The sequence below is a fragment of the Stenotrophomonas sp. YJH_SMC_94-11 genome (genome assembly GCF_059370435.1).
Genome location: NZ_JCAFTR010000011.1, coordinates 103,904 through 124,751, shown reverse-complemented (window position 1 = coordinate 124,751; position 20,848 = coordinate 103,904). Strand labels below are relative to the sequence as shown.

17 protein-coding genes and 1 pseudogene are annotated in these 20,848 nt (G+C 65.9%); 9 read left to right on the top strand and 9 right to left on the bottom strand.

The features are described 5' to 3' along the window. Nucleotides 1-72: 72 nt before the first annotated feature. The 3 genes from AC5P74_RS17930 to prmB are packed head-to-tail and all read right to left on the bottom strand — an operon-like array spanning nt 73 to nt 3,132. Nucleotides 73-1,110 carry a 2-hydroxyacid dehydrogenase gene (locus tag AC5P74_RS17930; protein WP_346607860.1) on the bottom strand — a complete coding sequence of 346 codons (1,038 nt, stop codon included), beginning with the start codon at nt 1,108-1,110 and terminating at the stop codon, nt 73-75. Further along, on the bottom strand, nt 1,103-2,206 hold the full coding sequence (aroC, locus tag AC5P74_RS17925; protein WP_053500252.1) for a chorismate synthase: 1,104 nt from the start codon (nt 2,204-2,206) through the stop codon (nt 1,103-1,105). Before aroC ends, AC5P74_RS17930 begins: the two co-directional genes overlap by 8 nt. Next, on the bottom strand, nt 2,203-3,132 hold the full coding sequence (gene prmB / locus AC5P74_RS17920) for a 50S ribosomal protein L3 N(5)-glutamine methyltransferase (RefSeq protein ID WP_053500256.1): 930 nt from the start codon (nt 3,130-3,132) through the stop codon (nt 2,203-2,205). Before prmB ends, aroC begins: the two co-directional genes overlap by 4 nt. 122 nt (nt 3,133-3,254) lie before the next feature. On the opposite strand from prmB, the gene AC5P74_RS17915 reads away from it, so the two are divergent. Further along, on the top strand, nt 3,255-3,905 hold the full coding sequence (locus AC5P74_RS17915) for an SCO family protein (protein ID WP_005417991.1): 651 nt from the start codon (nt 3,255-3,257) through the stop codon (nt 3,903-3,905). After that, a complete protein-coding gene (gene asd / locus AC5P74_RS17910) occupies nt 3,902-4,744 on the top strand; it encodes an archaetidylserine decarboxylase (RefSeq protein WP_053501139.1) in 843 nt (280 codons plus the stop codon). Before AC5P74_RS17915 ends, asd begins: the two co-directional genes overlap by 4 nt. 109 nt (nt 4,745-4,853) lie before the next feature. Here asd and AC5P74_RS17905 read toward each other — a convergent pair whose 3' ends face one another. Beyond that, nucleotides 4,854-5,201, bottom strand: coding sequence for a ribonuclease E inhibitor RraB (locus AC5P74_RS17905; protein ID WP_049414732.1), 348 nt, complete (start codon nt 5,199-5,201; stop codon nt 4,854-4,856). 23 nt (nt 5,202-5,224) lie between these two features. Then, complete coding sequence (locus AC5P74_RS17900; RefSeq protein ID WP_253135210.1) at nt 5,225-6,835, bottom strand: transglycosylase SLT domain-containing protein; 1,611 nt, start codon at nt 6,833-6,835, stop codon at nt 5,225-5,227. A gap of 122 nt (nt 6,836-6,957) precedes the next feature. On the opposite strand from AC5P74_RS17900, the gene AC5P74_RS17895 reads away from it, so the two are divergent. Then, nucleotides 6,958-8,463: a helicase HerA-like domain-containing protein gene (locus AC5P74_RS17895; protein WP_005418005.1), complete on the top strand. Its 1,506-nt coding sequence runs from the start codon at nt 6,958-6,960 to the stop codon at nt 8,461-8,463. Between the two features lie 125 nt (nt 8,464-8,588). Next, complete coding sequence (greB, locus tag AC5P74_RS17890) at nt 8,589-9,095, top strand: transcription elongation factor GreB (RefSeq protein ID WP_005418006.1); 507 nt, start codon at nt 8,589-8,591, stop codon at nt 9,093-9,095. A 54-nt stretch (nt 9,096-9,149) separates the two neighbouring features. On the opposite strand, the pseudogene AC5P74_RS17885 reads toward greB, so the two are convergent. Then, nucleotides 9,150-9,973 (bottom strand): annotated as a pseudogene (locus AC5P74_RS17885) (DUF3025 domain-containing protein). After that, nucleotides 9,970-11,331, bottom strand: coding sequence for a 30S ribosomal protein S12 methylthiotransferase RimO (gene rimO, locus AC5P74_RS17880; protein WP_005418008.1), 1,362 nt, complete (start codon nt 11,329-11,331; stop codon nt 9,970-9,972). Before rimO ends, AC5P74_RS17885 begins: the two are co-directional and overlap by 4 nt. Before the next feature lie 203 nt (nt 11,332-11,534). Here rimO and AC5P74_RS17875 point away from each other — a divergent pair, with 203 nt between their 5' ends. Genes AC5P74_RS17875 through AC5P74_RS17865 form a run of 3 tightly spaced genes read left to right on the top strand, consistent with a single transcriptional unit; the run spans nt 11,535 to nt 12,808 of the window. Further along, a complete protein-coding gene (locus tag AC5P74_RS17875; RefSeq protein ID WP_346607929.1) occupies nt 11,535-12,206 on the top strand; it encodes a dienelactone hydrolase family protein in 672 nt (223 codons plus the stop codon). Beyond that, entirely contained in the window at nt 12,203-12,625 is a 423-nt protein-coding gene (locus AC5P74_RS17870) for an HIT domain-containing protein (RefSeq protein WP_049414742.1), read from the top strand. Before AC5P74_RS17875 ends, AC5P74_RS17870 begins: the two co-directional genes overlap by 4 nt. Nucleotides 12,626-12,640: 15 nt before the next feature. Next, nucleotides 12,641-12,808, top strand: a complete 168-nt coding sequence (locus tag AC5P74_RS17865; RefSeq protein ID WP_005418011.1) for a LiaI-LiaF-like domain-containing protein — start codon at nt 12,641-12,643, stop codon at nt 12,806-12,808. Between the two features lie 106 nt (nt 12,809-12,914). Here AC5P74_RS17865 and dcd read toward each other — a convergent pair whose 3' ends face one another. After that, complete coding sequence (gene dcd / locus AC5P74_RS17860) at nt 12,915-13,487, bottom strand: dCTP deaminase (RefSeq protein WP_005418012.1); 573 nt, start codon at nt 13,485-13,487, stop codon at nt 12,915-12,917. A 79-nt stretch (nt 13,488-13,566) separates the two neighbouring features. Then, nucleotides 13,567-14,421, bottom strand: coding sequence for an iron-sulfur cluster carrier protein ApbC (gene apbC, locus AC5P74_RS17855; protein WP_005418013.1), 855 nt, complete (start codon nt 14,419-14,421; stop codon nt 13,567-13,569). Nucleotides 14,422-14,635: 214 nt separating this feature from the next. On the opposite strand from apbC, the gene AC5P74_RS17850 reads away from it, so the two are divergent. Together AC5P74_RS17850 and AC5P74_RS17845 are read left to right on the top strand one after the other, a co-directional pair. Further along, a complete protein-coding gene (locus tag AC5P74_RS17850; protein ID WP_329842420.1) occupies nt 14,636-17,425 on the top strand; it encodes a TonB-dependent receptor plug domain-containing protein in 2,790 nt (929 codons plus the stop codon). 387 nt (nt 17,426-17,812) lie between these two features. After that, a complete protein-coding gene (locus AC5P74_RS17845; RefSeq protein WP_014647913.1) occupies nt 17,813-20,791 on the top strand; it encodes a TonB-dependent receptor plug domain-containing protein in 2,979 nt (992 codons plus the stop codon). Nucleotides 20,792-20,848 lie beyond the last annotated feature (57 nt).

The window sequence follows — 20,848 nt, the reverse complement described above, 5'->3', positions numbered from 1 at the left end:
CGGGAATGGGGGAAAAACACGCACGACAGCTGGGTTCGGGGAACCTCCTCAAGCGGAGCGCGCGGAGGTTCCCTATCGTTTCCCGGTTTTTTTGCCCAGCGTCACGCGCGCGGCCATCGCCGCGTCAGCGTTGATCGCGCTCGGCATGCGCGACGGGCCGCCGTCCAGGCCGAGCCCGGCAGCCAGATTATCCACAGCCAGCTGTACCATCGCCGTGCGCGTGGCCAGCGAGGCGCTGCCGATATGCGGAGTGAGCACCACGTTGCGCAGCGCCAGCAGCTCCGGGCGCACCTTCGGCTCGCCCTCGTACACATCCAGGCCGGCGGCAGCCAGGTGGCCGTTGGCCAGCGCTTCGGCCAGCGCCAGTTCGTCGACGATGCCGCCGCGGGCGATGTTCACCAGGGTTGCCGTCGGCTTCATCTTCCCCAGCGCAGCCGCATCGATGATGTGATGCGAGGCCGGCGTGTAGGGCAGCACCGTTACCAGATGGTCGGACTGTGCCAGCAGCGTATCCAGGTCCACGTAGGTCGCGCTGAGCGACGCCTCGGTAGCGGCCGGCAACCGTGAACGGTTGTGGTACAGCACCTTCATGCCGAAACCGTGCGCGCCGCGGCGGGCGATGCCCTGGCCGATGCGGCCCATGCCAAGGATGCCCAGCGTGCTGCCATGGACATCCGCGCCCAGCATGGTCTGGAACGACCACTGCTGCCACTGCCCTTCACGCAGCCAGCGCTCGGACTCAGTGATCCGGCGCGCGGTTGCCATCAGCAGCGCGAAACCGAGATCGGCGGTGGTTTCGGTCAACACGTCCGGCGTGTTGCTGGCCAGGATGCCGGCCGCGCTGAGCGCGTCGACATCCAGGTTGTTGTAGCCGACGCCGACATTGGCGATCACCTTCAGCTGCGTGGCATCGGCTACCTGGGCCGCACCGATGCGCTCGTTGAGGGTGATGATCGCGCCGTCGGCGCTGGCCAGCTGTGCGGCGATCTGGTCCGGCGACCAGGCGGTGACGGTGTCGGTGCTGCGCAGCTGCACGCGATCGCGCAGCGGCGCGATGGCCGCCTCGATCAGCGGCTGGCTCACCCACACGGTCGGCCGCGTGTCAGCCATCGATCTGCCCGGGAATGCGCGGGGTGATCGTGCCGACATCGCCGCACTGCGCTCGATGACGCAGCGCTTGGTCCATCAGCACCAGCGCCACCATCGCCTCGGCGATGGGCGTGGCGCGGATGCCGACGCAGGGATCGTGGCGGCCGGTGGTGACCACCTCGACCACGTTGCCGGCCGTATCCAGCGACGGGCCCGGCAGGCGCAGGCTGGACGTCGGCTTCAGGGCGATCGACGCAACGACCGGCTGACCGGTGGAGATGCCACCGAGGATGCCGCCGGCATGGTTGCTGGCGAAGCCCTGCGGCGTCAGCAAGTCACGGTGCTCGGTGCCCTTCTGCGCGGCGCTGGCGAATCCGTCGCCGATCTCCACGCCCTTCACCGCATTGATGCTCATCAGCGCAGCGGCCAGTTCGCCGTCAAGCTTGCCGTAGATCGGCTCGCCCCAGCCCGGCGGCACGTTGTCGGCGACCACGTCCACGCGCGCACCGACCGAGTCGCCAGACTTGCGCAGCGCATCCATGTACGCCTCCAGCTCGGGCACCTGTGCGGCGTGCGGCCAGAAGAACGGATTGTCTTCCACCGCCGACCAGTCGAAACCGGCCGGAGTGATGTCGCCCAGCTGCGACAGGTAGCCACGCACGGTAACGCCGAAACGCTCGGCCAGCCACTTCTTGGCGACCACGCCGGCGGCCACGCGCATGGTGGTCTCGCGTGCCGAGGAACGGCCACCGCCACGCGGATCGCGGATGCCGTACTTGTGCCAGTAACTGTAGTCAGCATGGCCCGGGCGGAACTGCTGGCCGATATTGGCGTAATCCTTGCTGCGCTGGTCGGTGTTGCGGATCAGCAGCGCGATCGGGGTGCCGGTGGTCAGGCCCTCGTATACGCCGGACAGGATCTCGACCTCGTCGGCCTCGCGCCGCGCGGAAGTGTGCCGGCTCTTGCCAGTCGCACGGCGCTGCAGGTCGTGGGCGAATTCGGCCGCGTCCAGCGCCAGCCCCGGAGGGCAGCCATCGATCACGCAGCCGATGGCCGGCCCGTGCGACTCGCCGAACGTGGTGACGGTGAACAGCTTGCCGAACGAATTGGAGCTCACGGGCGCTGCGCCGCCAGTTCGGTGATGCGTGCGCTGTGGGCGATCAGCTCGCGGCATTCGACCGCGAAGATGCCCATCTGGCCGACCTTGAACTCGATCCAGGAAAAATCGACTTCCGGCAGCAGCTTGACCAGATGCTGTTCGGACTCACCCACTTCACAGATCAGCAGACCGTCTTCGCTCAGGTGCAGCGGGGCATCGCGCAGGATCTTCAGCACCAGGTCCAGGCCATCGTCACCGGCACGCAGGCCCATTTCCGGCTCGTAGGAATACTCCTGCGGGAGGGCATCAGTCTCGTCGTTGGTGACGTACGGCGGGTTGGTGACGATCAGGTCGTAGTGGCGGCCGGTCAGGCCATTGAACAGGTCCGACTTGATCAGGGTGACGTTGTGCGCCTGCAGGCGCTCCTTGTTCTCCTCGGCCAGCGACAGTGCGTCGTCACTCAGGTCGACGCCGTCCACTTCCCAGTTCGGGTAGTAGTGGCCCATGGCGATGGCGATGCAGCCCGAACCGGTGCAAAGATCCAGCGCGCGGCTGACATCGCGGCCGGCCAGCCACGGTTCGAAACCACATTCGATCAGTTCGGCGATCGGCGAGCGCGGCACCAGCGCGCGCGTGTCACTCTTGAAGCTCAGGCCGGCGAACCAGGCCTCACCGGTCAGGTAGGCAGCGGGGATGCGTTCGTCGATGCGACGCTGGAACAGTTCCAGCACGCGCAGCTTTTCGGCCCGCAGCAGGCGTGCCTGGCCGTAGGCCGGGCCGAGGTCGTGCGGCAGGTGCAGGCTGTGCAGCACCAGCTGGGTCGCCTCGTCCAGCGCATTGTCGTAGCTGTGCCCGAAGGTCAGCCCGGCTTCGTTGAAACGGCTGGTGCCGTAGCGGATCAGATCGATGATCGTGTGGAGTTCGGCGGCCGTTTCAGCGGTCATGGCGGTACTGCGGGCAAAGTGGCCCCCGATTATAGGGGCTGGCGCCCGCGGCAGCATCCGTTGCGGCAGAAACGATCGTGCCGCAGCCGGTATGATGGAGCCCATTTCGCGTGGGAGCCCCCATGTTCAATCGCAATGCCGGCATCATCCTGCTGATCGCCCTGGCGGCGGGGCTTGGCCTGCTCGCCGCCCAGCAGGTGTTCGCGCCGAAGCCGCCGGCCAACGCCCCGGCCACCGAAGCGATCACCCTGTACCCGCAGCCGCGTGAACTGCCCGACTTCAACCTGGCCCAGTCCGACGGCACCCGCCTGATCCCGGGCGAACTGAAGGGCCACTGGACCCTGGTGTTCCTGGGCTTCACCTTCTGCCCGGACGTCTGCCCGACCACCCTGGCCGAGCTGGCCGGTGCGCAGAACCAGTGGGAGGCCCTGCCCGATGGCCTGCGCCCGCGCGTGCTGTTCATCTCGGTCGACCCGGACCGCGACAGCGCCACCCGCCTCGGCGAGTACGTGCACGGCTTCCACAAGGACACCCTGGCCGCCACCGCGGATATCCCCTCGCTGGAGCGCTTCGCCACCTCGCTGGGTTTCGTGTTCCAGAAAGTGCCGGGCAAGCATTTCGACGAAAACCCCGAGGATTACACCGTCGAGCATTCGGCCAGCCTGGCCGTGCTCGACCCGCAGGGCCGCCTTGCCGGCCTGGTGCGCCCCCCGTTCAATGCGCCGGCGATCGCCCGCGACCTGCAGAAGCTGACCGAGAAAACCGCCCCATGAGCCTCACCACCGCCCTGACGTACGCCCTGCCCCATCGCCTGCTGTCCTCGATGGCACGCTCGCTGGCGTACTCGGACGATCCGCGCGTGTCGCGCTGGCTGATCGACACCGTCACCCGCAAGTTCAACGTCAACCTGGACGAAGCGGCCAACCCGGACCCGCGCAGCTATGCGACCTTCAACCAGTTCTTCACCCGCGCGCTGAAGCCGGGCGCGCGCGTGGCCGATGCCGATCCGCGCAGCCTGGTGATGCCGGCCGACGGCCGCATCAGCCAGCTGGGGAAGATCGAGGCCGGCCGCATCTTCCAGGCCAAGGGCCAGTCGTTCACTGCCGCCGAACTGCTGGGCAGCGACGAGGATGCCAAGCCGTACAACGACGGTCTGTACGCCACCGTGTACCTGTCACCGCGCGACTACCACCGCGTGCACATGCCGTGGACCGGCACCCTGCGTGAAACCGTGCACGTGCCAGGACGCCTGTTCAGTGTCGGTCCTGCGGCCGTCAACGGGGTGCCGCGCCTGTTCGCCCGCAACGAGCGCCTGGTCTGCCACTTCGACACCAGCTTCGGCCCGATGGTCAGCGTGATGGTCGGCGCGCTGCTGGTATCCGGCGTGGAAACCGTGTGGAGCGGCGAGGAGATCCCGGCCTACGGCGATCGCATCACCCGCAAGGACTACCGCGGCCAGGGCATCAAGCTGGAGCGTTTCGCCGAGATGGCACGCTTCAATTACGGCTCGACCGTGGTGGTGCTGCTGCCGCCGGGCGTAGCCGAATTCGCCCCGCAGCTGGGCGCCGAGAGCCCTGTGCAGCTGGGCCAGGCCCTGGCAAAGCTGCGCTGACCGTAGATCCACGCGACGCGTGGATGGATTCAACGGAATGCCGGCCAGCGGCCGGCACTACCGGGTCTGTAGAGCCGAGCACGGGCTCGGCTCTACAGTCAGAAGCGGATTACTGCAGGACCGGTGCTGGGCCGACGTCCATGCCGTCGTAGTCTTCCACGCCGTGCTCCGCCGCCAGCGCCGCGAATTCCTGGTTGCGGCGGTCCAGCGAGGCTTCGTCGTGGATTTCCACCCGCTCCACGTGCAGCACGTGGAACGGCGCGTCGCCCTCTTCCGGTTCCTGCTCGAACAGTTCCACGAACGTGTAGCCCTGCGCCTGCAGGTGCTGGGCCAGCGCCTGCAGCGGCTCGGCACTGGCGTGGACGAAGAAATACCCCCACAGCAACGGGCCGTTGATGTCCCAGTCGGTGTTCTCGCGGAGGTTGGCGAACAGGTTGCGGGTGGCTTCGAGGTCCATACGGATTCCAGTGGTCTTGGGAATTACTTGTCGCAGCCCTGCAGCTTCAGCGTCTGGCCCTGGCGCAGGCTGTAGGCCGGCGCCTTCAGGCCGTTGGCGCGGGCCAGGGTCGGCAGGTCGCACTGGAACTTCGCGGCGATGGCGCCCAGGGTCTCCCCCCGACCCACCTTGTGGCTGCGCGCCGGCTTCGGCCGGGCGGCCGGCGCCGGGCGCGGTGCCGCCACTGCAGCCACCGGTGCGGTCGCCACACTGGTGGATGCGGCCGCGTCGGCCACCGGCACCACACCACCCACCGCCACGCTGCCGGTATAGCTCGCCGCGGTCGGGCGCTTGATCGCCGCGTTGAGATCAGCGGTGATCAGCGTGCGGGCGAGGTCGGCACGCGGACCACTGACACAGTTGCGCTGGTACAGGCCGGCGATGCGGGTGGTGGCGTTGATCAGCGTACCGGCCGGAATCCAGCCATCGGCCTCATAGCGCGGGTTGAGGTTGCGCAGCGCACGCATGTAGCCATCGCGGGTACCGTGGCTGCCCAGGCAGATGGTCAATTCATAGATGGTGGTGGACTTTGCCAGCCGCAGCGTGGCCGGCTGCGCGCTGATCTTCGGGAACTCCACGCCGTACTGCTGCGGGTGCAGGAAGATCCAGGCCGCGGCAATCACCATCGGCACGTAGTCCTTGGTCTCGCCCGGGAACTGGTTGTAGACACTGTCGGTCCAGAAGCTCTGGCCGGCGCTCTGCTTGAACACGCGCGCGGCACGGCCTTCGCCACCGTTGTAGGCGGCCACCGACATTTCCACGTTGTTGTTCAGTTCGCGCAGGCGCTCGTTGAGGTAGCTGGCGCTGGCTTCAGCGGCGCTGCGCGCGTCGAAGCGGGTATCGAAGCCGGTGCCGTCCGGGCCCAGGCCGAAACGGCGGCCGGTGGCCGGCATGAACTGCATCAGGCCGGCGGCGCCGGCGCGCGAGGAAGCATGCACACGGCCGTTGGATTCCTTGGCCATGATCCCGAACAGCAGCGCCTCGGGCAGGCCGCGCTTTTCCCACTCCGGCCACATCACCGCGCGCAGGTTCTGGTAATTTTCGTAGCTGGTCAGCAGCGCCGGTCGCATGTCGGTCAGCCAGCGACGGATGCCGGCCTGCACCGCCGGGTTGTACTCGACCATGCTGTCGAAGGCGTGCCGCTTGTCGTTCAACAGCGCGGCAGCGCGCGCGGCCTCGGGCACGTCGGCGGTGAGGGGGCCGATGTGGTCCGGGTCGGCTTCCAGACGGTCACCGCCCTCATCGGCCACGTCATCGCTGGCGGCGGCATCGGCGTCGTGCTTGAGCAGGCGCTTGTAGCTGGCCAGCAGGGTCCCCATCTGGCAGCCCTTCTGCTTGACGCAGTCGTTGAGGACATCTTCCATGTCCTCCAGCGCGGCATCGGCTTCGTTGCTGCCCTTGGGATCGGCGTTGGCGACCAGCAGCAGGGCATCGCCGTAGCGCTTTTCGGCGGCGGTCATGCGCTGCTGCAGCGCATCCACCTTCACCTTGTCCCGGGCCGAAACCCGCTGTGCGTGGGCGTCGGGCGCCAGGGAAACCAGGCCGGCCAGGGCCAGCAGCGGCCAACCGCGGGAAATCAGGACAGGAACGGGCATTGATGGCACTGTGTGCGAAACAGGCAGGCAGAGTAGCGGCGCCGCCAAGGTCCGGGCAAGCCGACCTTCGGACCGTCACTGCCGGCGGTTAACATTGGGCTATTCATCACAAGGGCTGGACCATGGATCCGATTCTGCTCGGCAAAGGCATTACCGACGATGTTGCCGTCACCCTGCTGCCGAAACTCGGCAACCGCCACGGCCTGGTGGCCGGCGCCACCGGTACCGGCAAGACCGTGACCCTGATGACCCTGGCCGAGGGCTTCTCGCGACGGGGCGTGCCGGTGTTCCTGGCCGATGTGAAGGGCGATGTCTCCGGCCTGGCCGTGCCCGGCACCGGCGCAGAAAACCTGCTCCAGCGTGCCGCCGAGATCGGCGTGGCCGACTATGCGCCGGCCGCCAGCCCCACCATCTTCTGGGACCTGTACGGCAAACTGGGCCACCCGGTGCGCACCACGGTCAGCGAGATGGGCCCGACCCTGCTGTCGCGCATCCTCGAATTGAACGACACCCAGGCCGGGGTACTCGACATCGTATTCAAGCTGGCCGACGACCGCGGCCTGCTGCTGCTGGACATGGACGACCTGCGCGCCCTGCTCGGCCTGGTTGCCGAGGAGCGCAAGGACATTTCCACCGAGTACGGCCTGGTCAGTGCGCAGTCGATCGCGGCGATCCAGCGTTCGGTGCTGCGCCTGGCGCAGGACGGTGGCGAGAATTTCTTCGGCGAACCGGCACTTGAACTGGCCGACATCATGCGGGTCAACCACGACGGCCGCGGCATGATCGGCATCCTCGCCGCCGACCAGCTGGTGCTCAAGCCCAAGCTCTATTCCACCTTCCTGCTGTGGCTGCTGTCGGAACTGTTCGAGCAGCTGCCGGAAGTGGGCGACCTGGACAAGCCGAAGCTGGTCTTCATCTTCGACGAGGCGCACCTGCTGTTCGATGATGCACCGCCGTCGCTGGTGCAGCGCATCGAGCAGGTGGTGCGCCTGATCCGTTCCAAGGGCGTGGGCGTGTACTTCTGCTCGCAGTTCCCCGACGACGTGCCGGGCAACATTCTCGGCCAGCTGGGCAATCGCGTTCAGCACGCACTGCGTGCGTTCACCCCGCGCGACCAGAAGGCGGTGAAAACCGCGGCCGAGACGTTCGTGCCGAATCCGAAGCTGGACGTGGCCAAGGTGCTGAGCCAGCTCGGCACCGGCGAGGCACTGGTATCCACGCTGCAGGACAAGGGCGTGCCGATGCCCGTGCAGCAGACGTTGATCGCGCCGCCGCGCTGCCGGATGGGGCCGATCACCGAGGCCGAGCGTGCACAGGTACGCGCCGGCAGCCCGGTCGGCAGCCGCTACGACACCGCGATCAACCGCGAATCGGCCGCCGAACTGCTGGCCCAGCGCGCGCAGAAGAGCATCGAGCAGGCACAGGCGCCGGCCGCGCGCAGCCGCGAGCAGGACGAAGCTCAGGAAGGTGGTTTCGGCCAGGCCATCAAGGATGCGATCTTCGGCACCAAGCGCCGCCAGGGCATGATCGAAACCATGGCCAAGCAGACCACGCGCACTGTCGGCACCAAGCTGGGCAACCAGATCGTGCGCGGCATCCTCGGTGGCATCTTCGGCGGCAAGCGTTGATCTGCCACGGCCGGGGTCAGAGCCCTTTCCGCTGGAAAGGGCTCTGACCCCAGGGTCGGATCCCCCCGCCAGGGAGGGCTCCGACCCCACTCCCCATTCGTCATCCAGAAAAGAAGTCGTATTGCATGTCCCGTTGGCGTCCCCCCGCAGAAAAAAGCACCGCCCTGATCACCGCTTCCGGGCATGCGCGACTGAAGGCCGAACTGGATGAGCTATGGCGCGTGCGCCGCCCGGAAGTGGTGAAAGCGCTCGCCGCCGCTGCAGCAGAAGGCGACCGTTCCGAAAACGCCGAGTACACCTACCGCAAGAAGCAACTGGGCGAGATCGACCGCCGCGTGCGCTACCTGACCAAGCGGCTGGAATCGCTGCGCGTGGTCGATACGACGCCAACCGATCCGCTCGCAGTGTTCTTCGGCGCGTGGGTGGAACTGGAGAACGTGGACAGCGGCGACACCAGCCGCTATCGCATTGTCGGTCCGGATGAGACCGATGCAGGCCTGGGCTGGATCAGCATCGATTCCCCCCTGGCGCGTGCGCTGCTGAAGAAGCGGCTGGATGATGAGTTCTCGGTGGAGCTGCCCGGCGGGCAGTTCACCTTTGCAGTGATCGGCGTGGAGTACGAGCCTGTGTAGCGTCGAGCCATGCCCGACCTCGCTGTCCATGTAGAGCCGAGCATGGGCTCGGCTCTACAACGGTGGCGGGTACGTGCGCCCTGCACGCAGCGGGCGGAAATAGTCGGCATTGCGGTAGAAGGCAGAATCCTGCACGTCGTGCCAGCCTGGGATTCCAGCCAACGGCAGCGGACGCAGCTGCAGCGGATCGGTCACTGCCCTGCCCTCGGAAATGGCAGCGCTCACCACGTCGACACAGGCGGCTTCGACATCGCCCTGCACCACCACGCACTTGCCGACCAGCAATCGCCCCGGCAGCAGGGCCTGTTCCATCAGCGCATGCCCGAATACCACAGTGATGGCGATGTCACCGCTCTGCCAGTTCACCGGGTCAAACAACGCGGGCCAGTCGTGTGCATCCCAGGCAACCCGCAGTGAGTCATCGCGCACACGCACGATCACGCCGGTTTCGTCGAACTGGGTCAAGGCGGCCTGCGCGCGGTTGCGCTGGCCGGGTGGCATCGCCTCGATATGCAGGCACTGCCGCACGTTGAGCGCGCGCTTCAGCTGCGGCTGTGAGGCCCACACCAGCGCATTGAACAGGTCGTGCCAGTTGCCGGCACGGGTGGCGATGCGTCCCTGCGCGATACGCGCCTCATAATGCAGACCATCGGCCAGCAGCGCGGCGTCCTGTTCAACCAGGCGCTTGCCAGGCACGGCCAGACGTGCATCGAGCGCCGCGATGGACGGCCACGCGGTGCCGTCCAGCAGGTCACGGAGTCCTGAAGTCCGGCAAACAGCGGATGCTCGAACTGCCGTGCAGCTACCGCCGCACGTGGCGGCGGTACGAAGCGTCGTGAACCGCCGCCGTTGCCGGTGGCGGCCGACGCTGCGGTCACAGCACCTTGAGGTCGAACGCCGGACGGGGGGCGGCCGTCAGCGCGTCACCATACAGGTCGTGCTCGTCGCTCTCGGTGATCTCCACCTCGACGAATTCGCCCACGCGCAGCGGCACCTGGTCGGCATTCTGGATGTGCACCAGGCCGTCGATCTCCGGGGCATCGGCCTTGGAACGGGCCACGGCGATGTCGCCTTCGATGGCGTCGACCAGGCACTGCTGCACGGTGCCGATCTTGGCCTCAAGGCGTGCAGCGGAAATCTGCGCCTGCTTCTCCATGAAGCGGGCCAGACGCTCCTGCTTCACTTCCTCCGGCACAGCATCGGGCAGATCGTTCGCGGTCGCCCCCTCAACCGGCGAATAGGCGAACGCACCGACGCGATCCAGCTGCGCTTCGTCAAGGAACGACAGCAGTTCCTCGAACTCGGCTTCGGTCTCGCCCGGGAAGCCGACGATGAAGGTCGAACGCACAGTGATGTCCGGCGCGATACGGCGCCAGTTCTGCACGCGCTCCAGGGTCTTCTCCACCGCGCCGGGGCGCTTCATCAGGCGCAGGATGCGCGGGCTGGCGTGCTGGAACGGGATATCCAGGTACGGCAGGATGCGATTCTCGGCCATCAACGGCACCACTTCGTCCACGTGCGGATACGGGTACACGTAGTGCATGCGCACCCATGCATCCAGCTCCGACAGGCCTTCGCACAGCGCCTTCAAACGGGTCTGGTAAGCCTTGTCGCGCCACATCTTTTCGGCGTACTTCACGTCCACGCCATAGGCCGAGGTGTCCTGCGAAACCACCAGCAGCTCGCGCACGCCGCCACGCACCAGGCGCTCGGCTTCACGCAGCACCTCGTCGACCGGGCGCGAAACCAGCTTGCCGCGCATCGACGGAATGATGCAGAAGCTGCATTTGTGGTTGCAGCCTTCGGAAATCTTCAGGTACGCGTAGTGGCGCGGGGTCAGCTTGATACCGTAGTCGGGCACTAGGTCCACGAACGGATCGTGCTTGGGCGGCAGTGCTTCATGCACCGCTTCCATCACGCTCTGGTAATCCTGCGGGCCGGACACCGCCAGCACGTTGGGGTACGCCTCGCGGATCTGCTCCGGGCGCTTGCCCAGGCAGCCGGTGACGATGACCTTGCCGTTCTGGTTCATCGCTTCGCCAATCGCGTCCAGCGACTCGGTCACCGCAGAATCGATGAAGCCGCAGGTGTTGACCACCACCACGTCGGCCGAATCGTAGGACGGGACGATGTCGTAGCCTTCCGAACGGAGCTGGGTGAGGATGCGCTCGGAATCGACGAGGGCCTTCGGGCAGCCAAGGCTGACGAAGCCGACTTTGGGGTTCAGCTGGGACATGGAATCGCGGGACTCTGGGGGCCTGGGCCCCTGCCGTCGTGGCAGGGGTTCCTGGGGGCCGGGGCCTGAAAGGGCGCCAGTATACCGGGGTTGGCGGCCGCGCTCTGAATGGCCAGCCGCCCGATCCCGCACAGCCGCTGACATCGCGCTAACCCATGCAGCACCGACAATGCCGTTCTGTTCCCCACAACGAGATGGAAACGATGGCCGAGTGGATCACCCTGGATACGCATCACGGCCCGGTACGGGCCTGGCAGGCCCTGCCGGAGAGTACCGCGCGCGGCGGCTTGGTGGTGGTGCAGGAAATCTTCGGCGCCAATCCGCATATCCGCAGCGTGGCCGAACGCTTCGCGGCGGAAGGCTATGCGGTGCTGGCGCCCTCGTTCTTTGACCTGCTCGATGGCCCCGACGCCGATCCGGACGCGCTGTCCTACGACGCCGAAGGCGTGAAGCAGGGCCTGGAACGGGTCGGCGCGCTGGGCATGGAGCGTGCGCTGGAAGTGGTCCGCGCGGCGGCGACCCGGCTGGCCCCCTACGGCAAGGTCGGCACCGTCGGCTACTGCTGGGGCGGTACGGTGGCGATGCTGTCCGCAGTGCGCCTGGGACTGCCGTCGGTCAGCTACTACGGTGCGCGCAACGTCCAGTTCCTCGATGAGACACCCAAGGCGCCGGTGATCTTCCACTTCGGCGCCCAGGACCGCAGCATCCCGCCGGAAGCCGTGCAGGCCCACCGCGAGAAGCTGCCGCAGATGGCCACCTACGTCTATCCGGCCGATCATGCCTTCAACCGGGAGGTCGGACATGCGTATGATCCAGACAGCGCCGCCCTGGCGCTGCAACGCACCCTGGACTTCTTCTCGGAGCATCTTGGATGAGCGAATTCGAACTCGATTCACGCCTGGCCACCGATAGCGTGCTGGTGGCGGAAGGACCGTTGTCGCAAGTGCGGCTGATGAACGACGAACGATTCCCCTGGCTGGTGCTGGTACCGCGCCTGGCCGGGGTCACCGAGTGGATCGAGCTGGACGGCGAGCAGCAGGACAAGCTGCGCACCGAGCTCAACCGCGCCTGCAAGGCCCTGAAGGGCTCCGACGGGGTGGAAAAGATCAACATCGGGGCGCTGGGCAATATCGTGCGCCAGCTGCACTTCCATGTGATCGGCCGCCATGACGGTGATCCGGCCTGGCCGGGCCCGGTCTGGGGCAGCGGCCCGGCGCACCGCTACGAGCCGGCGGCGCTGGACCAGCATGTCGCCTACTGGAAGGAACGGCTAGGATATCCGGCCCTGTCCTGAGCCTTCGCCGACCCGATGCGATTCAACCTCGTTGCCGCCGTCCTGCTGATCCTGATCGGCCTGTTCATGCTCGCCAGCAATCTCGGCTGGACGCACCTGAACCTGTCCAAGCTGCTGCTGACCTGGTGGCCGGTGGCCCTGGTGGGTGTCGGCATCGCGATGCTGTTCGGTCGCGGCAAATAAGGAAGGCGGCGCATTGCGCCGCCTTCCTTCATGTGGAGCCGGGCCATGCTCGGCTGCCCTGCCTTGAAGCCGAGCAGGGCTCGGCGCTACCGATCGCCTGCAATCTTCAGGTCCGCGGCAGGGTCACGCCGGTCTGGCCCTGGTACTTGCCGCCACGGTCGCGGTACGACGTCTCGCAGATGTCATCGGCGGCCGCCTGGAAGAACAGCATCTGCGCCACGCCTTCGTTGGCGTAGATGCGCGCCGGCAGCGGCGTGGTGTTGCTGAATTCCAGGGTGACGTGGCCTTCCCATTCCGGCTCCAGCGGCGTCACGTTGACGATGATGCCGCAGCGCGCGTAGGTGCTCTTGCCCAGGCACACCACCAGGGTATCGCGCGGAATGCGGAAGTACTCCACGGTACGCGCCAGCGCGAAGCTGTTCGGCGGGATGATGCACTCATCGCCGACGATATCCACGAAGCTGCCCGGATCGAAGTGCTTGGGATCGACGATCGTCGAGTTGATGTTGGTGAACACCTTGAACTCGCGCGAGCAGCGCACGTCATAGCCATAGCTGGACGTGCCATAGCTGACGATGCGCTGGCCGTTGGCCTGCTTGACCTGCCCGGCCTCGAACGGCTCGATCATGCCGTGCTGCTCGGACATGCGGCGGATCCAACGGTCACTCTTGATGCTCATGCTTTGTCCTGGGGGGTACGAGGGGGCGCGAGGATTCTAGCAGGGGGCCGGCCTGCGCCGGCGGCCCCTGCCCCGGCACTTACAGCAGCGAGGACAGGATCGGGATCGAGGCCCGCGGGCGCTTGCCGACTTCCTCGATCAGGCGCTGCGCGGCATGGCGGTAGGCCTGGGCCGGTGCCGAATCCGGCTGGGCCACGGTGATCGGCGTGCCTGCATCGCCCTGCTCGCGGATGCCGATCTGCAGCGGCAGCGACCCCAGCAGCGGCACGCCGTACTGCGCGGCCATGCGCTCGCCGCCGCCCTCGCCGAACAGGTGCTCGATGTGCCCGCAGCTGCTGCACGTGTGCACCGCCATGTTCTCGACGATGCCCAGCACCGGCACCTCGACCTTCTCGAACATCTTCAGCGCCTTCTTCGCATCCAGCGTGGCGATGTCCTGCGGCGTGGTGACGATCACTGCACCGGCCAGCGGAATCTTCTGGGTCAGGGTCAGCTGGATGTCACCCGTGCCGGGCGGCAGGTCGATCAGCAGGAAATCCAGGTCGTCCCACAGGGTATCGTTGAACAGCTGGGTCATCGCCGAGGTGGCCATCGGGCCGCGCCAGATCATCGGGGTGTCTTCTTCGATCAGGTAGCCGATCGACATGGTGTCCACGCCGAACGCACGCAGCGGCTCGATGCTCTTGTTGTCCGGGCTTTCCGGGCGGCCGGACAGCCCCAGCATGGCCGGCACGCTGGGGCCGTAGATGTCGGCGTCGAGCACGCCCACCCGCGCACCGAGCTGCTGCAGCGCCACGGCCAGGTTCACCGAGGTGGTGGACTTGCCGACGCCGCCCTTGCCCGAACCGACCGCGATGACATTGCGGATGCGGGCATGCGGCGTAAGTCCCTTCTGGACCTGGCTGGCATGGGGACGGCGGGGAGAACTGTTCACAACGAGCACCGGCGGAGTCAGGGGGATAACCCAGCATCATACAAGCTGGACGTAACCTGACTGAAATTCAGGATTGCGACGGATTCGTGCACAGATTGTTAAGTTCATGTTACGTTCGATCAGCACTGTTTTGAGCTGCGGAGCCCGCTGTTCCGGCCCGCGCGATGGCGCATGCGCAGTGCCGTTTTTGTTTTTTGCTCTCCATTGGAACTACATGAAACACGTCAGCAATACCGCACGTCGCAACACGCTCGCCGTCGCCCTGATTTCCGCTCTGATGGCCGCCGCCCCGGCAATGGCCCAGGACAAGGCGACCAACCTGGACAAGATCACCGTCACCGGTTCGCTGATCCCGCAGACCCAGGTCGAAACCCAGACCCCGGTGATGTCCATCACCGCCGAAGACATCCAGACCCGCGGCTTCAGCAGTGTGGCTGAAGTGCTGCAGCAGTCATCGCTGACCACCGGCGGCCTGCAGGGTGGCCAGACCTCGGGTGCGTTCACCCAGGGCGCCGAAGCCGCCGGCATGTTCGGCCTGAATCCGGGCTACACCAAGTACCTGATCAACGGCCGCCCGATGCTCTCGTATCCGGCGCTGTACAACGGTAGCGAGTCGTTCAACAACATCAGCGGCATTCCGATCGACATCGTCGAGCGCATCGAAGTCCTGCCGGGCGGCCAGTCGTCGCTGTACGGCTCGGACGCGATCGCCGGCGTGGTCAACATCATCCTGAAGGAACGCATGGACGGCGGCACGATGTCGATCCGTGGCGGCACCTACACCGAAGGTGGTGGCAGCAACATCCGCTTCAGCGCCGCCAAGGGCTTCAACGCGTTCGACGACCGCTTCCACGCGCTGGTCAACGTGCAGATCGAAAACGGCAGCCCGATCTGGGGCTACCAGCGTGACATCACCAGGCAGAACAACCCGGTCGGTTACACCGCGCAGCTGCCGTCGAACGACTTTGCCGTCATCGGCAACGCCGACAACAAGCTGTACATGATGGACCCGACCCGCTGCGGCAACGTGGCAGGCCTGTACGACGGCACCACCACCGTCGGCAAGCGTGCATCGGGCGAATCGTGCGGCTCGGTGTACAGCGCCGGCTACAAGACCCTGAAGAACGGCAAGAACAGCGGCCAGTTCTACTCGTCGATGACCTTCGACGTGAACGACAACTTCCAGCTGTTCGCCGACGTGCTGTACAGCAAGGAAAAGACCGAGTTCACCTCCGGCTCCAGCGCCCTGTGGTGGGGCACCAAGTCGGTGATGGGCGGCTTCTACGACCAGGGCCTGGGCAAGGTCGTGAACCTGCAGCGCGCCTTCGCACCGGAAGAAATCGGCCCGGGCCACTACAACAACATCCTGAACTCCGATGAGAGCCGTTCCTACCAGGTCACCCTGGGTGGCAAGGGCATGGTCGGCGACTGGGACTACAGCGCCAGCTTCACCCGCGGCGAATACCGCCTGGACCAGAACCGCTTCGCGCGCTGGAAGGACAAGATCGAAGGCTTCTTCGGCGACACCGTGCTGGGCCCGCGCCTGGGTACCACCGCTGATGGCTTCGGCATCTACAACCCGGACTACGCCGCGTTCTACTCGCCGATCACCCCGGACCAGTTCGCCAGCTTCACCGGCTATGGCACCCACCGCAGCAAGACCTGGCAGAACCTGGGTCGCGTGCAGGTGACCAACGGGTCGCTGTTCTCCCTGCCGGGCGGCGACGCCGGCCTGGCCGTGGTGCTGGAAGGTGGCAGCGAAGGTTGGGATTACTCGCCCGACCAGGCCTTCGTCGATGGTAACGCCTGGGGCGCCACCGCCGTGGCCGGTGCCGGCCACCGCAGCAACTACGCGGTGACCAGCGAACTGCGCATGCCGGTGTTCGAGTCGCTGACCATCAGCGCCTCGGGCCGCTACGACGCCTTCAAGATCGCCGACAAGACCGTTGACAAGGCCACCTACAGCATCGGCCTGGAATACCGCCCGGTTGAGAGCCTGCTGCTGCGCGGCAAGTACGGCACCGCATTCCGTGCGCCGACCCTGTCCGATGCCTTCCAGGGCATGAGCGGCTCGTTCGCCTCCGGCCAGAACGACTACTACCGCTGCAGCCAGATGGGCTACGCGCTGCGTGACGAAGCCTGCTCGTTCTACAAGACCACCTCGGTGTACAGCGAAAAGTCCGGCAACCCGGACCTGAAGCCGATCACCGCCGACGTGTGGAGCGCGGGCGTGGTGTGGGCCCCGGTGAGCAACTTCTCGCTGTCGGTCGACTACTACAACTGGAAGATCAAGAACGAGGTCAAGACCCTGAGCACCGACCAGCTGCTGCTGGCCGAGTACCAGTGCCGCAACGGCCTGCCGAACAACACCTCGGCCAGCTGCCAGAACGTGACCGACTGGGTGTCCCGCGACGCCGGTGGCAACCTGGCCCGCGTGTACACCCCGAAGCTCAACGTGGCCAGCCAGAACCTGGAAGCGGTGACCCTCGGCGCCAAGTACCAGCAGGACCTGGGCCGCTTCGGTTCGCTGATGTTCTCCGGCAACTACACCAACATGCTCAAGCGTGAAGTGGTGGCCCTGCCGGGTGCGCAGAAGCTGGACCTGCTGAGCGATCCGTACAACATGTGGTACTACGACAACTTCGCCAAGGTGCGCGGCGATGTGTCGGTGGGCTGGGCCATCTCCAAGTTCACCACCACCCTGTACGCCAACTACGTCGGCAGCACCCCGAACTACCTGGCCTACACCGGCCGCAGCTATGACTACGTCCACTCCTCCGGCGCCAAGGCCGGCAAGTGGGGCTCGTACACCACGTACAACATGAGCCTGAACTACCAGGCACAGGACGATCTGACCCTGTCGCTGATGGTCAACAACGTGTTCAACAAGCTGCCGGAAGGCCAGCGCTACAACTACCCGGGCAACGAATCGACCCCGTTCAACGACGGCTTCTACAGCGTCTACGGCCGTCAGATCTCGGCCCAGGTCAAGTACGACTTCTAATCCCGTCGTATTCCGGACCGCGTGTCTGGACCAGGCCCCGCTTCGGCGGGGCCTTTTTTTGTCCGTCGCACAGCACGGCCACATCCCGTTCACGGTTCAGACACGTTTGACATGAACCGAAATAAATCAATACATATCAATGAGATGAAGGAGAAATGGGCGCTCCTGTCACTGCAAGGCGCGCCCATCACCCACAGCTTCATGACTCCCTCGTGAACGTTTGACAGGCTCGGTTAATGTCGTGTTAATCTCGGGTCATCGGCACGTGAAGCCGGTACCAGCGCCGGGTGGCAGCACGCTGCCGACCCCGGGCAAGGGGCACACGGAGACGCCGACAAGGACCTGTCCCGGTGTACGACGCAATCATTCGATTCAAGGGGATTTCAGATGATCAATCGCAAGTCGCTCAGCAAGCACCCGCTGAGCTTCGCCCTCGCCTCCGCCGTGCTGCTCGCTGCGGCTGCCCCGGCGATCGCACAGGACGCCTCGGGCTCGACGCAGACCACCGAAGAGGCATCCAAGTCCAAGGCCACCAATCTGGATACGGTGACCGTCACCGGCTCGCGCATCAGCCGCGACGTGTTCAACTCGGTCTCGCCGGTGCAGGTCGTCACCCGTGAAGAAACCACCCTGGCCGGCTTCAATTCGACCACGGCGGCCCTGCAGAGCACCGCGGTCACCGCCGGTGCGGCGCAGATCAACAACGCCTATGGCGGCTACGTCACCGACGGTGGCCCGGGCGCCAACACCCTGGGCCTGCGCGGCCTCGGCCCGACCCGCACCCTGATCCTGCTCAATGGCCGCCGCGTGTCGCCGGCCGGTACCCGCGGCTCGGTGGGCTCGACCGACCTGAACGTGCTGCCGAACTCGATCGTCGACCGCGTCGAAATCCTGAAGGACGGTGCGTCCTCGATCTACGGCTCCGACGCCGTTGCCGGCGTAATCAACATCATCACCAAGAAGAAGGTCGATGGCGTCAGCTTCGAAGCACAGCACAACGCCACCGATGGCGGCGGCGGTGAAGAGCGCCGTTACTCCATCATGTTCGGTGCCACCGGCGAGCGCTCGCACTTCTCCGGCTCCTATGAGTACTACACCCGCAACGAGCTGACCCTGGCCGACCGCAGCTGGGCCGGTGGCTGCCCGACCGACATGTACCGCGACATCGACGCGGGCGACTATTGGGGCAGCGGCGACTTCATCGACCCGCTGACCGGCAAGCCGAAGTGCTGGTCGCTCGATGCCGGCGGCACCACGCTGAACACCATCGGCACCAACACCCGTACCGGTGTTGCGGCCCCGGGCGGCGCCGGCACCCGCTTCAACCGCTGGCGCCCGAATGCGGCCATCACCACCGGCCTGGTGGGCTACGAAGGCGTGGACCTGAACACCCGCGACACCTTCGATCCGGCCATGCGCAACCAGTCGCTGATCTCGCCGACCAAGACCCACACCCTGTACCTGCAGGGTGGCTTCGACCTCAACGCACTGGGCGATGCCGAGCTGTACTACGAGTTCCTGGGCAACAAGCGCAAGTCGACCCAGACCGGCTATCGCCAGCTGACCCTGGACTATGCCGTGGGCAGCCCGCTGATCCCGGCCAACCTGCGTGACAGCGTTGCCGGTGCTCCGACCGACCAGACCAGCGGCAAGAACCTGGGCGTGCGTGCGTTCATCGGTTTCGGCAACGACACCAACAAGCAGAACGTCGACTTCCTGCGCTTCAATGCCGGCCTGCGTGGCCACCTGAGCTCGGAGTGGAACTATGACTTCAACGTCATGCACTCGCGCAGCGACGCCGACTACACCTTCGAGAGCTTCCTGACCAGCCGCCTGCGCCAGAGCCTGGACGTGGTCTCCAACGGTGCCGGTGGCTATGTCTGCCGGGACGGTTCCAACGGCTGCATCGCCGCGCCGGCGCTGAACACCAACACCATCGGTGGCAAGCTGCCGCAGGACTGGAAGGACTGGGTGTTCGTGCCGGTCACCGGCAACACGCTGTACAAGGAAACGACGGTCAACTTCAACGTCAACGGCCCGCTGTTCGACATGCCGTACGGTTCGGCCGGTGGTGCATTCGGCGTCGAGTACCGCAAGGCACGCATCGACGACACCCCGTCGCCGTACTCGATCAATGCCGACCTGTACAACCTGACCAACGCCACTCCGACCCGCGGTTCGGACTCGGTGTTCGAAGCCTACGGCGAACTGGAACTGCCGCTGCTGTCCGGCGTCACCGCTGCCGAGGAACTGACGGTCAACCTGTCCGGCCGCTACACCGACTACAAGTCCTACGGCTCGGATGAGACCTACAAGATCGGCGCGCTGTGGACCCCGGTGAAGTGGCTGTCGTTCCGTGCGTCGTACGGCACCTCCTACCGCGCACCGGCGCTGTTCGAACAGTTCCTGGGCGGCACCACCGGCTTCCTGAGCAGCAGTGCCGACCCCTGCAACGAGTATGGTGATCGCAACCCGAGCTCGCCGCGTTACCAGAACTGCGCATCGCTGGGCCTGGCACCGGACTACCTGGCCACCCAGGGCGTGACCGTGGTCACCCAGGGTGGTGCCGAGGCCGGCCTGGAAGCCGAAACCTCCAAGGCCAAGACCCTGGGCGTGGTGATCCAGCCGGAATTCGGCAGCGGCTTCGGTGACCTGTCCTTCGCCGCCGACTACTTCGACATCGAAGTGAAGAACGGCGTCGACAGCGCGGGCGGTGCGAACATCCTGTCGCGCTGCTACGACAGCGGCAGTGCCGACTTCTCCTCCGGTTCGGGTCTGTGCCGCCTGGTGGCTCGCAACCCGGTCAACAACCAGCTGGTGGTGACCAACGGCTTCATCAACCTGTCCACCGACAAGGTCCGTGGCCTGGACTTCACCACCCGCTATGTCCGCGAAATCGGCCCGGGCACCCTGCGCACCACGCTGCAGTTCACCCACTACCTGGAACAGGCCAGCAAGGTCTTCTCCGACGATCCGCTGGTGGACTACAACGGCATGCTGTCGCGTCCGGAAAACACCGCCTCGCTGGACCTGAGCTACAAGTGGAAGAACTGGCAGGTGCGTTACGGCCTGGACTGGATCGACAAGATGGACAGCTACGCGTACTACGAGGAGCGCAACCCGGGTGACTTCGATCCGGCCACCTCGGCGTACAAGCTGTACACCCCGAACTACTTCCTGCAGGCCATCTCGGTGAAGTATGAAGCGGACAAGTGGTCGGTCACCGGTGGCGTGCGCAACTTCGCCGACCGCAAGCCGCCGACCATCTCCCAGGGTGTCTACAGCACCGTCGGCAACGCGCTGCTGTACAGCGGCTTCGACTACTTCGGTCGCAGCTACTTCCTGAACATCACGCGTTCGTTCTGATCCTGCTCCCTGCAACCGCCGCCCTTCGGGGCGGCGGTTCCATTTCAGGCACCGGAT

Coding starts and splice junctions, on each gene's coding strand:
- AC5P74_RS17930 (WP_346607860.1), bottom strand. CDS start 1,110: ATGGCTGACACGCGGCCGACCGTGTGGGTGAGCCAGCCGCTGATCGAG.
- prmB (WP_053500256.1), bottom strand. CDS start 3,132: ATGACCGCTGAAACGGCCGCCGAACTCCACACGATCATCGATCTGATC.
- AC5P74_RS17915 (WP_005417991.1), top strand. CDS start 3,255: ATGTTCAATCGCAATGCCGGCATCATCCTGCTGATCGCCCTGGCGGCG.
- asd (WP_053501139.1), top strand. CDS start 3,902: ATGAGCCTCACCACCGCCCTGACGTACGCCCTGCCCCATCGCCTGCTG.
- AC5P74_RS17905 (WP_049414732.1), bottom strand. CDS start 5,201: ATGGACCTCGAAGCCACCCGCAACCTGTTCGCCAACCTCCGCGAGAAC.
- AC5P74_RS17900 (WP_253135210.1), bottom strand. CDS start 6,835: ATGCCCGTTCCTGTCCTGATTTCCCGCGGTTGGCCGCTGCTGGCCCTG.
- AC5P74_RS17895 (WP_005418005.1), top strand. CDS start 6,958: ATGGATCCGATTCTGCTCGGCAAAGGCATTACCGACGATGTTGCCGTC.
- greB (WP_005418006.1), top strand. CDS start 8,589: ATGTCCCGTTGGCGTCCCCCCGCAGAAAAAAGCACCGCCCTGATCACC.
- rimO (WP_005418008.1), bottom strand. CDS start 11,331: ATGTCCCAGCTGAACCCCAAAGTCGGCTTCGTCAGCCTTGGCTGCCCG.
- AC5P74_RS17875 (WP_346607929.1), top strand. CDS start 11,535: ATGGCCGAGTGGATCACCCTGGATACGCATCACGGCCCGGTACGGGCC.
- AC5P74_RS17870 (WP_049414742.1), top strand. CDS start 12,203: ATGAGCGAATTCGAACTCGATTCACGCCTGGCCACCGATAGCGTGCTG.
- AC5P74_RS17865 (WP_005418011.1), top strand. CDS start 12,641: ATGCGATTCAACCTCGTTGCCGCCGTCCTGCTGATCCTGATCGGCCTG.
- dcd (WP_005418012.1), bottom strand. CDS start 13,487: ATGAGCATCAAGAGTGACCGTTGGATCCGCCGCATGTCCGAGCAGCAC.
- AC5P74_RS17850 (WP_329842420.1), top strand. CDS start 14,636: ATGAAACACGTCAGCAATACCGCACGTCGCAACACGCTCGCCGTCGCC.
- AC5P74_RS17845 (WP_014647913.1), top strand. CDS start 17,813: ATGATCAATCGCAAGTCGCTCAGCAAGCACCCGCTGAGCTTCGCCCTC.